Source organism: Mycobacterium sp. GA-1285 (assembly GCF_001499905.1).
Classification (GTDB): domain Bacteria; phylum Actinomycetota; class Actinomycetes; order Mycobacteriales; family Mycobacteriaceae; genus Mycobacterium.
Genome location: NZ_LQIS01000045.1, coordinates 1 through 14,994, shown reverse-complemented (window position 1 = coordinate 14,994; position 14,994 = coordinate 1). Strand labels below are relative to the sequence as shown.

General features: G+C 67.1%; 14 protein-coding genes. 8 read left to right on the top strand and 6 right to left on the bottom strand.

The window, feature by feature from the left end; genetic code table 11:
* Positions 1 to 17 precede the first annotated feature (17 nt).
* A complete protein-coding gene (locus tag AU193_RS17490; RefSeq protein ID WP_064423644.1) occupies positions 18 to 1,181 on the top strand; it encodes an FAD-binding oxidoreductase in 1,164 nt (387 codons plus the stop codon).
* A 143-nt stretch (positions 1,182 to 1,324) separates the two neighbouring features.
* On the top strand, positions 1,325 to 2,227 hold the full coding sequence (locus tag AU193_RS17485) for an aldose 1-epimerase (protein WP_064423643.1): 903 nt from the start codon (positions 1,325 to 1,327) through the stop codon (positions 2,225 to 2,227).
* Positions 2,228 to 2,234: 7 nt separating this feature from the next.
* On the opposite strand, the gene AU193_RS17480 is transcribed toward AU193_RS17485, so the two are convergent.
* From AU193_RS17480 to dnaK, 4 genes are all read right to left on the bottom strand, one after another.
* Positions 2,235 to 2,639 carry a heat shock protein transcriptional repressor HspR gene (locus tag AU193_RS17480; protein WP_064423642.1) on the bottom strand — a complete coding sequence of 135 codons (405 nt, stop codon included), beginning with the start codon at positions 2,637 to 2,639 and terminating at the stop codon, positions 2,235 to 2,237.
* Positions 2,639 to 3,817: a molecular chaperone DnaJ gene (gene dnaJ, locus AU193_RS17475; protein WP_064423641.1), complete on the bottom strand. Its 1,179-nt coding sequence runs from the start codon at positions 3,815 to 3,817 to the stop codon at positions 2,639 to 2,641. The genes AU193_RS17480 and dnaJ overlap by 1 nt, the downstream gene beginning before the upstream one ends.
* Positions 3,818 to 3,968: 151 nt before the next feature.
* Complete coding sequence (grpE, locus tag AU193_RS17470; RefSeq protein ID WP_064423640.1) at positions 3,969 to 4,592, bottom strand: nucleotide exchange factor GrpE; 624 nt, start codon at positions 4,590 to 4,592, stop codon at positions 3,969 to 3,971.
* Positions 4,589 to 6,448 (bottom strand): molecular chaperone DnaK, encoded by a 1,860-nt coding sequence (dnaK, locus tag AU193_RS17465; RefSeq protein WP_064423639.1) that lies wholly within the window; start codon positions 6,446 to 6,448, stop codon positions 4,589 to 4,591. Before dnaK ends, grpE begins: the two co-directional genes overlap by 4 nt.
* Positions 6,449 to 6,703: 255 nt before the next feature.
* Between dnaK and AU193_RS17460 the strand changes: the two genes are divergently transcribed.
* The 6 genes from AU193_RS17460 to AU193_RS17435 are packed head-to-tail and all read left to right on the top strand — an operon-like array spanning position 6,704 to position 11,348.
* Positions 6,704 to 7,435: a hypothetical protein gene (locus tag AU193_RS17460; protein ID WP_064423638.1), complete on the top strand. Its 732-nt coding sequence runs from the start codon at positions 6,704 to 6,706 to the stop codon at positions 7,433 to 7,435.
* Between the two features lie 9 nt (positions 7,436 to 7,444).
* Positions 7,445 to 8,068, top strand: coding sequence for a TIGR03085 family metal-binding protein (locus AU193_RS17455; RefSeq protein ID WP_064423637.1), 624 nt, complete (start codon positions 7,445 to 7,447; stop codon positions 8,066 to 8,068).
* A gap of 47 nt (positions 8,069 to 8,115) precedes the next feature.
* Positions 8,116 to 9,402, top strand: coding sequence for a DUF222 domain-containing protein (locus tag AU193_RS17450; protein WP_064423636.1), 1,287 nt, complete (start codon positions 8,116 to 8,118; stop codon positions 9,400 to 9,402).
* A gap of 10 nt (positions 9,403 to 9,412) precedes the next feature.
* Positions 9,413 to 10,357: an LLM class F420-dependent oxidoreductase gene (locus AU193_RS17445; protein WP_082683032.1), complete on the top strand. Its 945-nt coding sequence runs from the start codon at positions 9,413 to 9,415 to the stop codon at positions 10,355 to 10,357.
* Between the two features lie 39 nt (positions 10,358 to 10,396).
* Positions 10,397 to 10,870 carry a hypothetical protein gene (locus tag AU193_RS17440; protein WP_156425274.1) on the top strand — a complete coding sequence of 158 codons (474 nt, stop codon included), beginning with the start codon at positions 10,397 to 10,399 and terminating at the stop codon, positions 10,868 to 10,870.
* A gap of 13 nt (positions 10,871 to 10,883) precedes the next feature.
* A complete protein-coding gene (locus tag AU193_RS17435) occupies positions 10,884 to 11,348 on the top strand; it encodes a hypothetical protein (protein ID WP_064423633.1) in 465 nt (154 codons plus the stop codon).
* Between the two features lie 9 nt (positions 11,349 to 11,357).
* Here AU193_RS17435 and AU193_RS17430 read toward each other — a convergent pair whose 3' ends face one another.
* Both AU193_RS17430 and AU193_RS17425 read right to left on the bottom strand, forming a co-directional pair.
* A complete protein-coding gene (locus tag AU193_RS17430; protein ID WP_064423632.1) occupies positions 11,358 to 12,854 on the bottom strand; it encodes a dynamin-like GTPase family protein in 1,497 nt (498 codons plus the stop codon).
* A 79-nt stretch (positions 12,855 to 12,933) separates the two neighbouring features.
* Positions 12,934 to 14,823 (bottom strand): dynamin family protein, encoded by a 1,890-nt coding sequence (locus tag AU193_RS17425; RefSeq protein ID WP_064423631.1) that lies wholly within the window; start codon positions 14,821 to 14,823, stop codon positions 12,934 to 12,936.
* Between the last annotated feature and the right edge of the window lie 171 nt (positions 14,824 to 14,994).

The window sequence follows — 14,994 nt, the reverse complement described above, 5'->3', positions numbered from 1 at the left end:
ACATACACTCGGGCCGCGTGGGACTCGACGACCGTGACGCGCTGCGCATGCTGCGCGACGCGGTCGATCCCGCGCTCGGCTCCGACCTGATCCGGAGTTTCTACAGCCACTGGTTCGCGATCGACATCTCGGTGCGCGACCTGTTCCCGCCGGACATGGACGAGCAACGCCGGCGGTTCGCGCACGCCGTCACCTGGGTTCTCGATGAACTCGTCGCCCAACGAGCGCAGGAGCCCGTGGCATTCCTCGCCCAACTGGGCCGCGACCACCGCAAATACGGTGTGACGCAACGACATTACGAGAGCATGCAAACCGCGTTGTATGCCGGTTTCCGCAATCACTTCGCCGCGAGCTGGGACGACCGGCTGGCCGAGGCCACGCACGACGCGGTCGCGTTGATGGTCGGGGTGATGCGTGGCGCCGCCGACGCGGAGACGGGCCCGCCATACTGCGACGGCACGGTCGTCGAGCACATGCGCGTCACCCGCGACGTCTCCGTCGTGCGGTTGCAATTGGATCAGCCGTTGTTCTACCACCCGGGCCAGTACGTGACGGTTCAAATCCCGCAGTGGCCGCGCCGGTGGCGGTACCTGAGCCCGTCGATCCCGACCGAACCCGGCGGTGGCATCGAGTTCCACATCCGCTCGGTACCCGGTGGGATGGTCAGCACCGCCATCGTCGCCGAGACGACACCCGGCGACCGATGGCGACTGTCCCATCCGCACGGTGGGCTGCACGTGGACCGCGACGGCGGCGACGTACTGATGGTGGCGGGCAGCACCGGGCTGGCGCCACTGCGGGCGCTGATCATGGATCTGAGCCGTTGGGCCGTCAACCCGCGGGTGCACCTGTTCTTCGGCGGACGGTATCCGTGCGACCTCTACGACCTCCGCACTCTGTGGGAGATCGCCTCACAGAACCCCTGGCTCTCGGTCACGCCGGTCTCGGAGTTCAACGTCGACCCGCCGTGGGCCGCGGACTATCCGGATGTGCGACCACCCCGCGGCCTGCACGTGCGACAGACCGGCACGCTGGCCGACGTCGTCACCCGATACGGCAACTGGGGCGACCGGCAGATTTTGATCTGTGGCAGTCCGGCCATGGTGACGGCGACCAAGGCCGCCCTGATCGCCAAAGGGGCACCGGCCGAACGCATTCAGCACGATCCGCTGGCCTCCTGACGCGTCGCGCGGCGCCCGCTCCGACTGACCCGCGCCCATATCGCTGAATTGTGCATCCGGCGACGGTTTCGGCGCTCTGAGCGTCGCCAGATTCACAAACCGGTAAGGCGCCGACTCCGTCTGCAGCGTGGGACGATCGTCTCGTGGTTGACTTCGATGCCGTCACGCTGAGGGATTCGTCGTCGGACCTGACCGCGACGTTCGTCCCCGCCGCGGGCATGGTGGGCACGTCGCTGGCGGAGTCGGGTGATGAGTTCCTCGGTCAGCGCCGCGGTTTGACGGCCTATGTGAACAATGGCAAGACGATGGGGATCCCCATCCTGTATCCGTGGGCGAACCGGTTGAGCGCCAACAGCTATGAGGTCGACGGGTCCGTGGTCACCCTGACTCCGGGGACAGGTGGGGTTCGAACCGATGACCACGGCGCGCCGATTCACGGCGTGCTCGCCGCCTACCCCGGCTGGGAAGTCAGCGACCGTACGGACAACAGCATGACCGCAGTGCTCGACTACGGCGCCGACGCACAACTGCTCGCGGCGTTTCCCTTTCCGCACATGCTCACTCAACACGTCACGCTCGACGCCCGCAGGCTCACCATCGAGACCACCGTGACGCCCACCTCGTCGGTGGCCGTACCGCTGTGCTTCGGCTATCACCCGTACGTCAAGATCCCCGGCGTGCCGCGCGAGGAGTGGACGTTGAGCACCCCGGCGATGCGCCACCTGCCGGTGGACGACAAGGGCATACCCACCGGCGCGCACAAGCCCTGGCCCGGCGGTGAGCAGACCCTGATGGTCACCGCCTACGACGACGGTTTCGACCAGGTGCCCGAAGGCGCGGTGTTCACCCTCACCGGAGGCGGGCGCCGGATCGACGTGACCTTCGAAAGCGGTTATCCCGCAGCGCAACTCTTCGCACCCCCGAACGACGACCTGATCGGCATCGAACCGATGGCCGCTCCGACGGATGCGCTATGCAGAGGCGGATACCGAAAAGCGGCCCCCGACAAGCCGGAGACCGCTCGGTTCTCGATCACGATTGGTTGACGAAGCTCTACTCCGCCTGCCGTCGCCGCCGACCGGCGCCGGGCTGCCAGACCACGACCGCGGTGCTCTTCGGCATCACGGCGAGGTCGCGGCGTGGAGACCCGCGCAGCGACTCCACTTCGTCGGTCAGCTCCCGCACCCGCGCCTGCAGCGCTTCGACCTGGTTGGTCAGTTCGATGATGCGCTTGATGCCGGCCAGGTTGACACCCTCGTCCTGGCTCAGCCGCTGCACCTCCCGGAGCAACTCGACGTCGTGCTGCGAGTAACGCCTGCCGCCGCCGGAGGTGCGCTGCGGTCGCACCAGTCCGAGCCGGTCATAGGTGCGCAGCGTCTGGGCATGCATGCCGGCCAGCTCCGCGGCCACGGAGATCAGGAACGTGCGGGCCTCGTCATTGGACCGTTTCGCTGCCATCACGCACCTGCCCATCCGGCCCGCGGATCGAAGCCACTGGCCCGTTCCGCCTTCGCATAGGCCTCCAACGCCTCGGCGGCCTCGCCCTCCAGATTCGGCGGCACCGCCACCTTCACCGTCACCAGCAGATCGCCGTGTCCGCCAGAGCGTTTCGGAACACCACGACCGCGCACGCGCAGGATGCGTCCGTCGGAGGTGCCCTTGGGGACCCGCACACCGACCTTACCCTCGAGCGTCGGCACCGAAAGCGTTGTGCCCAACGCCAATTCGTGGAAGCTGACGGGTACGGTGACGGTCAGATCGTCGCCGTCGCGGCCGAACACCTTGTCGGGCCGCACATGAACGGTGACATAAAGGTCGCCCGACGGTGCGCCGCGCAGACCCGCTTCGCCCTGGCCGGCCAACCGAATCCGTTGACCGTCCTCCACGCCCGGCGGGATCCGAACGTTGATCGTGCGGGTGCGGGTGGTGACCCCGGTACCCTTGCACTCCTGACAGGGGTGCTCGATGATCGACCCGCTGCCACGGCACTCGGTGCACGGCTCGGAGAATCCGAACGCGCCCTGGTTGCGGTTGATCACCCCGGACCCGTTGCAGTTCGGGCAGACCTTCGGACTCGTGCCGGGACGGGCGCCGCTGCCATGACAGTTCGTGCACGGCGCGGGACTGGTGAGCCGCAACGGCATCGCCACACCCTTGGTGGCTTCCAGGAACGACAGCTCCGCCTCGGTTTCGAGGTCGTTGCCGCGGCGCGGCCTGCTGGGCCGGGGCTGCTGGGCGCCTCGGCCGAAGAGACCACCGAACAGGTCGCCGATGTTGGCCCCGCCGGTCTGGCCCGCCGCATCGAACAGGTCGTTCAGGTTGAACTCGGCGCCGTCACCGCCACCGAATCCGCCGAAGCCCCCGCCGCCGCCGAACCTGCCGCGACCGAAACCGCCGTTGGCGAACAGCCGCCGGGTCTCGTCGTACTCCTTGCGCTTGGCCGGATCGGTGAGCACCTCCTTGGCCTCCGAAACGGCCTTGTACCGCTCTTCGGCGGTCGAGTTCCCGGGGTTGCGGTCGGGATGGTTCTCCGCGAGCAGCTTTCGGGCCGCCCGCTTGATGTCCTGATCGCTGGCGTCAGAGGAGACGCCGAGTTCCTTGTAGAAGTCCTTTTCGACCCACTCACGCGGGGCCATGCCGCGTCACCTCCTTTCGCTCTTGTAGGTTTATCGCAGTCTCACTTCAGATTTTGCTGGTTGCCGACGAATCGCGTCGGATTCATCGTTTCCTCCGAGTCGAGGGTGACGCAGAATTCGCCCCCTCGGGCGAATCCGCGCCACCTCCTCGTCATTCGGCTTCGACTTCCGGCGCACCGTCACCCGCGGCGTCGTCATCGCCGTGGGCAGCGTCCTCGGGAACCGTGTCCACCACACCGACCATGGCATGGCGCACGACCTGATCGCCTACCTTGTAACCGCGTCGCATCACGGTGCCTATGACGGGGTGAGTGCCCTCACCCTCGTGCTGCACGGCCTCGTGAAGTTCGGGGTCGAAGTCGTCGCCCTCGGCGCCGAATCCCGAAAGCCCCAGCCCCTCAAGGGTGTTCACCAACTTGTCGGCCACTGCCTTGAGCGGACCGCTCTCGAGGTCACCGTGACTTCGGGCCCGGTCGAGGTCGTCGAGGATCGGCAGCAGCTGCGAGATGACCGATGCTTTCGCCCGGTCCGCCGCCACCTGCTGATCGCGCAACGCCCGCTTGCGGTAGTTCGTGAAATCGGCTTGCACCCTCTGCAGATCGGCGAGCAGTTCGGAGGCCTTGTCGGCCTCCTCCCCTGCCGCCGTCGCAGCGGCCGCGTCCGGCTCCGCATCCGGCGCCGGACCCGAACCTGCCTCTCTCACTTCACCGGTGACCGGATCGATGCGCCGTTTGTCGGTGACGGTCACCGGCTCGTGCGGATCGTTTCCTGTCACTTGTTCTCCTTGTCAGAATCATCGTCGACGACCTCGGCATCCACGACGTTGTCGTCCGCCGCACCGGCGTCGGCACCGCCGCTCGCCCCCTGCTCGGCCTGGGTAGCCTCGTAGATGGCTTGGCCGAGGGCCTGCGACTCGACGCCGAGCTTCTCCATGGCGGACTTGATGTCGGCGATGTCGGTGCCCTCGAGCGCCTTCTTGGCATCGGCGATCGCGGAGTCCACCTTGGCCAGCGTGTCCTCGGGGACCTTGGAGCCGCCTTCAGCGTTTCGTTGTTCGGAGACGAACTTCTCGGTCTGGTAGACCAGCGACTCCGCCTGGTTGCGGACGTCGGCCTCCTCGCGACGCTTACGGTCCTCCTCGGCGTGCGCCTCGGCGTCCTTGACCATCCGGTCGATCTCTTCCTTGGACAGGCCGGAGCCTTCCTGGATGCGGATCGTGTTCTCCTTGCCGGTGCCCTTGTCCTTCGCGGTCACGTGCACGATGCCGTTGGCGTCGATGTCGAAGGTGACCTCGATTTGGGGCACACCGCGCGGAGCCGGCGGGATACCGGTCAGCTCGAAGCTGCCGAGCAGCTTGTTGTGCGCGGCGATCTCGCGCTCACCCTGATAGACCTGGATCTGCACCGACGGCTGGTTGTCGTCGGCGGTGGTGAAGGTCTCCGACCGCTTGGTCGGGATGGTGGTGTTGCGCTCGATCAGCTTGGTCATCACGCCACCCTTGGTCTCGATACCGAGGGACAGCGGCGTGACGTCAAGCAGCAGAACGTCTTTCACCTCACCCTTGAGCACGCCGGCCTGCAGGGCGGCGCCGACCGCGACGACCTCGTCGGGGTTGACACCCTTGTTGGGCTCCTTGCCGCCGGTCATCTCCTTGACCAGATCCGACACCGCGGGCATGCGGGTCGAGCCGCCGACCAGCACAACGTGGTCGATGTCGGACACCGAAATACCGGCGTCCTTGACCACCTGCTGGAACGGCTGGCGGGTGCGGTCGAGCAGATCCTGGGTGATGCGCTGGAATTCGGCACGCGTCAGCTGCTCGTCGAGGAACAAGGGGTTCTTGTCCGCGTCGACGGTGATGTAGGGCAGGTTGATCGAGGTGCTCTGGCTCGAGCTCAGCTCGATCTTGGCCTTCTCGGCGGCCTCACGCAGCCGCTGCATCGCCATTTTGTCCTTGGTCAGGTCGATGCCGGAGGTGCCCTTGAACTTGTCGACCAGCCACTCCACGATCCGGTCGTCCCAGTCGTCGCCGCCCAGGTGGTTGTCACCGCTGGTGGCGCGCACCTCGACGACGCCCTCACCGATCTCGAGCAACGAGACGTCGAACGTGCCGCCGCCGAGGTCGAAGACCAGGATCGTCTGTTCCTTCTCGCCCTTGTCCAAGCCGTACGCCAGCGCTGCGGCGGTCGGTTCGTTGACGATTCGCAGCACGTTGAGTCCGGCGATCTGGCCGGCCTCCTTGGTCGCCTGACGCTGGGCGTCGTTGAAGTAGGCAGGCACGGTGATGACCGCGTCGGTGATGTCCTCACCGAGGTAGCTCTCCGCGTCGCGCTTCAGCTTCTGCAGCGTCCGGGCGCTTATCTCCTGCGCCGTGTACTTCTTACCGTCGATCTCCACGGACCAGTCGGTGCCCATGTGCCGCTTGACCGAACGGATGGTCCGGTCGACGTTGGTCACCGCCTGGTTCTTGGCGGGCTGGCCGACCAGCACCTCCCCGTTGCGCGCGAACGCGACGACGGACGGCGTGGTGCGGGAGCCCTCGGAGTTCGCGACCACAACGGGATCGCCACCCTCCAGTACCGCGACGACGGAGTTGGTGGTCCCGAGGTCGATTCCGACCGCACGAGCCATGTTGTTTCCTCCTGGATAGTCCTGCTAGTGGTCTCGAGTGCACTGCACTCATTCGGGCCGAGTGCACTGCACTCTTTCGGGCTGAGTGCACCGCACTCAAGCCTGCGCCGACGAACCCTACCCTGTCAACTCGGACTTGAGTCTGATGCACTCAAGTAACGAAGGTTTCAACGGGGTACCCGCGGAGTTTGTTCCCAACCGGGTCAACTGAGACGATCGGCAGCCTTGGTGCAGAAATCGGCGCACCATAGCCGCATGGAGACCGTCGTCGACGAGATCGGGCCGGACGTCTACCGGCTGTCCACCTTCGTGCCGGGCATCACCGAGCACGGCTTCACCTTCAATCAGTTCCTGATGACCGGTGACGAGCCGTTCCTGTTCCACTGCGGCCACCGCCAGTTCTTTCCGTTCGTGTCGGAGGCCATCAACCGAGTGGTGCCGCTGGAGAAGCTCCGCTGGATCTCGTTTGGGCACTTGGAAGCCGACGAGTGCGGCGCGGTCAACCTGCTGCTCGACGCCGCGCCCAACGCCGAGGTCATCCACAGCGCACTGGCGTGCATGCTGTCGCTGACCGACCTGTGCGACCGCCCCCCGGTCGCCGCGCCCGAAGACGGCGTGCACGACATCGGCGGGCATCGGCTGCGCTTCATCGCCACCCCGCACGTGCCACACAACTGGGAAGCGGGGCTGTGGTTCGACGAGACCACCTCGACGCTGCTCGCCGGCGACCTGTTCACCCATGTTGGGGCAGGACCGGCGATCACCGAAGCCGACGTCGTCGAACCCGCACTGGCCGCCGAGGGGTTCTTCCACGCCACAGGCCTGACCACCAACCTGCAACCGACGCTGCACCAGCTGGCCGACCTGAAGCCGACGACGCTGGCCCTGATGCACGGCGCGTCCCACTCCGGCGACGGGGCGGGACAACTGCGCGCGCTCGCCGACGGCTACACCGCGATGGCGGCCGCGGTTTGCGGCCGTCCCTAAGGTGAAGGGATGACCGCCGCACAACGGGAACGCGCCGCCCTCGTCGAGACCATGCGCGAAGTGGGGCCCGACGCCCCCACGCTGTGCGGGGACTGGACGACGCGCGACCTTGCCGCGCACCTGGTGGTGCGCGAACGCAGGCTCGACGCCACGCCGGGCATCATGATCCCCGCACTCGCCGGTTACACAGACAGGGTGCAGCGGCAAACGGCCCAGGGCTCCGACTGGGAGGAACTGCTCGACAAGGTCGCCTCGGGCCCGCCGCTGTTCTCCCCGTTCAAGCTGCTCGACCCCGTGGCCAACATGGGCGAGATGTTCATCCACCACGAGGACGTCCGTCGCGCCCAATCCGGTTGGCAGCCAAGGCCTCTCGATGATGCGACGGCGTCGGCACTGAATCGTTCCCTTCCGGTGATGGCCCGGCTGACGCTGGCCAAGGCGCCTGCCCGAATCACCCTGCGTACCCCGCAGGGCAAAGTGCTCGCCACCGTCGGGAAAGGGCCCGCGCTGACCATCGTCGGCCAACCACAGGAGTTGCTGCTGTTCATCTCCGGTCGCGACGAGATCCGGGTGGAATTCGACGGCGACGCACACGTCGTCGACGCGGTGCGCACGAACCGGCGGGGGCTGTAGCCGCGTTTCGGCCCTCCGCGTCGGTGGAGCATGTTAGTGTCGAACACATGTTCGATAATGTGCCGCTGGCGGAGGTGGACCCGCATGCGGACGAGGCTGCGCTGATCGAGCAGATCGCCTGGTTGGAGCGGGTGAAGTCGGCCGCCGCGGCGGGGCAGGCCCGGGCTTCGGCGCTGCTGGACGCTTCACGGCGCGCCGGTGAGGCCGCCGCCGGTGTGCCCGCGGCCAAACGGGGTCGCGGGGTTTCCAGCGAGATCGCCTTGGCGCGGCGCGTTTCGCCGTCGCAAGGTGGTCGCCACCTCGGGTTCGCCAAGGCGTTGGTCGATGAGATGCCGCATACCCTGGCCGCATTGGAGAGCGGTGTCCTGTCGGAACGGCGGGCCACACTGATCGTGCGCGAATCGGCCTGTCTGAGCGTGGCGGACCGCCGCGCGTTGGATGACGAAATGTGCTCGGATGTGCGGGCTCTGGAGGGGAAGGGCGACGCGCGGATAGCCGCCGACGCCAAAGCCATCGCCTACCGGCTCGATCCTCACGCGTTCGTCGAGCGCGCGGCCAGAGCCGAGGCCGATCGCACCGTGACCATCCGCCCTGCCCCCGACACCATGGCCTACGTGACCGCGCTGCTGCCGATGCGTCAGGGCGTATCCGTCTACGCGGCGCTCAAGCGTGCGTCCGACACCACTTTCGACGGGCGGGGCCGAGGTCAGGTGATGGCCGACACCCTGGTGGAACGGGTCACCGGTCGGCCGGCCGAGGTGCCCGAGCCGATCGCGGTGAACCTGGTGATGTCGGATGAGGCGTTGCTGGGCGGCGACACCAGCCCCGCGCTGGTCGACGGTTATGGTCCGATACCGGCCGAGGTGGCGCGCGCGCTGGTCGTTGGCGCCGCCCTAGACCAGCGGTCACGGGCCACGCTGCGGCGGCTGTACAAGCGTCCGGACTCGGGGGCGCTGGTGGCGATGGAGTCGCGCTCGAGGCGCTTCCCCCGGGCGATGGCCCGCTTCATCGGATTGCGCGATCAACGATGTCGCACCCCCTACTGTGATGCGCCGATCCGCCACCGCGATCACGCGCTACCGGATCGTCGCGGTGGCCCCACGCATCTGGTCAACGGGCTGGGCATGTGCGAGCGGTGCAACTACGTCAAGGAGGCACCGGGCTGGCAGGTGCAAACGTGCGAGGTCGACGGCACCCACCACGCGGAGTTCACCACGCCCACCGGCGCGCACTACCACTCGACCGCCCCACCGCTACCCGGCCACCCGGCGGTCCATCTCAGCGAGATCGAAGCATGCATCAGCGTCACGCTGGCCAACCTGCACGCCGCCTAAGCTGGCAGCCGTGAGCTCATCGGTGGATTTCCGGGTCTTCGTCGAACCGCAGCAGGGCGCGTCCTACGCCGACCAACTCGCGGTCGCGCGAGCCGCGGAAGATCTCGGCTTCTCCGCGTTCTTCCGATCCGACCACTACCTCGCGATGAGCGGCGACGGCCTGCCGGGCCCGACCGACTCCTGGGTCACGCTCGCGGGTATCGCGCGCGAGACATCCACCATCCGCCTGGGAACGATGGTCACCTCCGCGACCTTCCGCCATCCGGGGCCGTTGGCGATATCGGTCGCCCAGGTCGACGAGATGAGCGGGGGCCGAGTCGAATTCGGCATCGGCGCGGGCTGGTTCGAGGCCGAGCATCAGGCGTACGCGATCCCGTTCCCATCGCTTGGCGAACGCTTCGACCGGCTCACCGAACAGCTCGAGATCATCACCGGTCTGTGGACGACGCCGCAGGGCGAGACGTTCGACTACTCCGGCCGGCACTACACGGTCGCCGACTCGCCCGGCCTGCCCAAACCCACGCAGACGCCGTACCCGCCGCTGATCATCGGCGGGCAGGGCGCCAAGCGGACACCGGCGCTGGCGGCGAAGTACGCCACCGAGTTCAACGTCCCGTTCGTTCCGCTCGACACGGTCAAGACCCAGTTCGAGCGCGTCGCGGCGACCGTGTCTGATGCCGGGCGATCCGCCGACTCGATGACGTACTCCGCGGCGTTCGTGTTGTGCGCCGGCCGCGACGACCACGAAATCGCCCGCAGGGCGGCCGCGATCGGCCGCGAGGTCGACGAGCTGCGCAGCAACTCTCCCACGGTCGGCACGCCCGCCGAGATCGCCGACAGACTGACCCCGTTCGTCAACGCCGGTGTGCAACGCGTGTACCTGCAGGTTCTCGATATGTCAGACCTCGATCACCTGGAGTTCTTCACCCGCGAAGTGCTGCCGCAGCTTCGCTGAGCAGGCACACGCGGGCGAACGGCCCTACGATCAGTGGCCGTGCCCGGCGGCAACAGCAGCGACTACGACCGCGGTGCGGACCCGTCACCGCAGCCCTGGTACAACCGCACGCCGGAATTGGTCGGTGCGAGCCTGCTCGGCCTGGCCGTGATCGGAATCCTGGTGCTGGCGGTTTCCTTCGTCGGTGGCCGGTCCAACGAACCGACGAAGGCGCCGCTGAACGTCGTGGAGCCGGCGTTCACGGCGACCGAGACCCCAACAGCCACCACCTCGACCACGGGAACGATCACGAGCACCAGCCCTCCGCAGACCACAGAGATCAACGACCCGACAACCTCGGCGACGACGGCCCCGAGCACCGAGACCCCGAGCACCCAGACAACAAGCACTGAGCGAACAAGCACCGAGAGATCGCCCACCAGTGAGGCCGACGAGACAGACGAGGCGATCACGACCCGCACGACGCGCCGACCCCGGACGAATGTGACGCGCACGCTCTATCCCCTGCCCTGAACGCCTAGTATCGATGGCCGTGGCGCGATACGGACCTCCTGACGACCCGAACCATCCCGACAACGAGCCCACGGCGTACCTCAATTACGGCGACGGCACCGGGCTGCCGCCCGAAGAGCCCGTTCCGTGGTACCGCAAGCCCGCTGCGCTGGTCGCCTTCGGCGCGATCGGCGCCCTGTTGATCGCCCTCATCGTGTGGGGGCTCGCGAGCCTGATCAGTGGCGACGACTCCACCACCGAAACCACGTCGCTGACGCCGCTGACCACCACGACGCGGTCTCCAGTTACCGCCACCACGACGCAGGCTCCGCAGACCGTGACCGAGACCGTCACCGCACCACCGACGGCCACCACCACGGAGCCGACCACGACCACCACGACGACCACCACGACCACCCAACCGCCGACCACGATCATCAGCACCGAGACCAGCACCGAAACGGTGACCGAGACGGTGACGGCGCCGCCTACCCCTTAGGCCCGGTCGTCAGGCCCGCCCGAGAGCCGCGTACTCGGCCACCAACGCCTCGGCGCTGCGTACCGCCGCCCGGCACGCCCGGGTGGTGAACGGGTCGTTCAACGGATGCTCGGCACGCCTGCGCCAGCGCTGTGCGGCCGCGAACGCCGCGCGCGGTCCGTCGTAGGGATTGTCCGGTTGCAGGCCCAACCTGCTGGCCGCATCGGTACCCGAACCACCGATGATCCGTCGCAGCGAGACCATCTCGTCGTCGTTGAAAGTTGTTGGCCGCGAACGTAATTGGCTCAACAATCGCAGCTCTTCGAACGCGTGCGTGTCGGCAAGCAGCGGGTCGATGTCGGCCAGTATGTAAGGGGTCGCGTAGATCGGGTTGGCCTGTACGAACCGCCGAAGCGACAGCAAGGCGGTGTGCGCCTTGAGCAGCTCCGACCGCTGCGCGAACTGCTGATCGATGACCTCCCGCAACGCCACCAACCCGCTGCGTTCCAACAACTCGTCGGCCAGCGCCACCGAATCTCGCACACCGGCGCGCAACACCGCGATCGAGATCCGGATCCCGAACATGCCGAACCGGTCCAGCAGTGCCGCCCGGGCGGCGGCGTCCACCGGCAACTCACTGTCCTCGCGAACGAAGCGGTCCACCGACAGCATCGCCTTGGTCAGCTCGGCGGCGTCCACCCCGGCGAGCTTCTCCAACGCGACGAACTCGCTCTGCCGCAGGGTCCGTGCCGTCAGCGCCAGCAGGCCCGACACCGGCACCACCGCCTGACACGTCCCGGTCCTCTCCATCTCGGCGGTGAACCGCGTCGCGACGTCCCTGGCCGACAGCATCGCATCGATCCGCCCGGCCCCGATCTCGTCGGCGCGAGAGGCCACCCCGATCACGCCCAGCGCTCCCGCGGAACCGCCGACCAACTCACCGATCTGCTTGAGCAGCGCGATATCGGAGGCGTTCAGCGTCCGCAGGAGGAAGACCACCGCGTCGACCCTGGGCACCCCGTCCTCGGGGACCAGCAGACGCAGGGTGCGCTCCGAGACGTCGCGGGACAACGACGACGTCCCCGGGGTGTCGATGATCGTGGTGTCGATCAGCTCGGCGGCCGGCCACTCCACGTCCAGGTCGACGATGTCCCCGGGGTCGAGCGTGGCGAAGTCGAACGTCAGCCCGCCCTCGTTGGGATCGCGCCCGATCGGCACGTTGGATCGCCTGCCGCCGCGATGATTCGCGGTCACCTTCGGTGTGGGACCGTGCCGGAACCACGTCACGATCCGAGTGGCCTCGGTGGCGTCCGTCGGCGCGATGTCCTCGCCCACAAGCGCATTCACCAGAGTCGACTTGCCCGCTTTGAGCGTTCCGGCCAACGCGATCCGGATCGGTTGGTTGAGCCGACCGCCGATGCGCTCCAGCTCACTGTGCACATCGGGGCGATGACGATAAGCAGGATCGGCCCGGTACGCCTGGATGGTTCCGCCCAGGATCGCGCGCACCTGATCGCTCGTGCTCATTTCGCGCTGCCCACCAATGCTCCTGGCTGCTCTCCGGCGTTCGGCGATGGCCGAGAGTCCAGCTTATGCACCGCCGCCGCTATGTGGTCCTGACGGGTTCGGGCGCGGATTTTGCCGGCATCAGTTTGGTCGCGTGCTCGGTGACCTGATCGAGGATGTTCAGTTGACGCTCGAGTTCTTTGACCCGGCCGCTGCGTTCGGCCTCCTGCACTTGGGCCGCGGCGATGGTCGCCTGCAAAGACTCGTTGAGGGATCTGGACGTCTGGTTGGCGATTCCGCGGTAGTGATCACGCAACTGCCGCTGAATCGCCTTGAGCCGGTCGCGCGATTCCTTGCCCACCGCGAACTGTGTGTCGTCCAGGAAGCGGCGGGTGTTCGTCTTGGCCTCGTTGCGCACCCGCAGCATCCGGTTCTCCATGTTCTCGCGATACGCCGTCCGCCCCATCAACAACCCCGCCCCCAGCGAGATGGGGTTGAACATGCCCAAACCCGCGAACGACGTCATCATGCCGAACATCAGGACCCCGCCGTATGACCCCTGCATGCCCATCGTCAGCTTGCGCCCCGCACGGACCGGCTTGGCCTCCAGCTTGTTCAGAGATTTCATCTCCCCGAGGCTGGCGCCCATCCGGCTGGGGTCGAGCTGGGGCATGCTGACCGCGTCAAGACCCGCCTCGACGAACGTGCGTGCGACCTCGGCGGCCAGTGCCTCGGCCCGTTGATAAGCCCAGACGAAGTTGTCCCCCACAGCCGTGGCGACCGCATTCTCGAGCTCGGCGCCGATTTCGGCCCAGTGATGGGTCGGGTCGCAGGTGTCGATGACCTTCTCGATGTGTTGGCCGATGACGCGGAACCGCCCACGCAGGTCGTGGTCGACATCGGCGGTGAGATCGGCGATTCCGTCGTTGAGCACCTGTTGCCACAGCGCGGTCTGCTGCAACGCGTCCTGGGCTTCCTGCTTACGCCGCTCGAGGTCCGCCTTCAATCGGTCCCGCGTGTCGGGGTCGTTGAGCGCTGCCAGCTCGGTCTTGACCTTGAGCGTCAAATGTTCGGCGGCCGAATAGATCTCGTTGACGACGTGGTCGCGGATCCGGTCGTTCTGCAACGCCAGCACCTGCTCGCTGAGGAACTTCACGATGGCCGGAAAGTTCGACTCCTCGTTGAGTTCCTTGTCATTGAGCGCGATCGCGTGGCTGCGCAGCAGCGAGGAGGCAGGGATCATCGGGACGTTGACACCGGCCCGCTGCAGGTGCGCCTTGTTGGCCTCGACGATCTGGCGCCAGTGCGGATAGAGGTCGGTCTTGGTCGCGATGATCGTTGCGACAGGGCAGATCTCGAACGCTTGTCGCATGAACGTCATCTCGGGCTCGGTGAACTCCTGGCTGGTGTCGCTGCACATCAGCAGCGCGTCGGCATCGGGCAGCAGGCCCAACGTCGCGGAGAGATGAGGTTGGCCGTGCCCGCCGACGCCCGGGGTGTCGACGAACGCGAGCCCGTTCTTGAGCAGCGGGCTGGCCGCGGTCACCTCCACGCGGATCACCTCACGCCCGTGGGCCTGCGGCGCCCGACGAAGATCGTTCTTGATGTCGGCCATCGGAATGTCGACGGCCTCGGGTTCCTCGCCCTCGCCGCGCGCCACGATGAGCTTGGCGGCGGCGTTCTCGCCGTAGGTCACCACGGTCGGTAGCACCGTGCTCTCGTCATCACCGACCCGCGAGACCGGAACGTTCAGAAGCGAGTTCAACAGCTGGCTCTTGCCTTGCTTGAGCTGACCGGCGATCACCACCCGGATCTGCGGGTCGGTGATGCGGTCCTTCGCCTTGGCCAGCCGCTCGACCAGATCGGCGCGATCGTTGGCCGCGGCGATCCTGCTGCTGTGGTCGATCAGTTCGACGATGACCTTGATTTGTCTGGCCGGCTCGCCGGCCGAAGTTTGTCTGGCCGGTCGCGGGTCGTTGCCTTGCGTCATGAAGTCCTCGTGTCCGGGTGGGCCGGTGAGTCAACGGTAGACGTGCCGACTGGCGGGGATCGTGGTTGATCCCCGCCAGCGGCGTTGGTGGTCCGGCTCAGAACAGGCCGGCGTCGACGGTGGTGTCCACATCGACGTCGGTGTTGACCTGACCGGAGTTGTCGGTCGAGT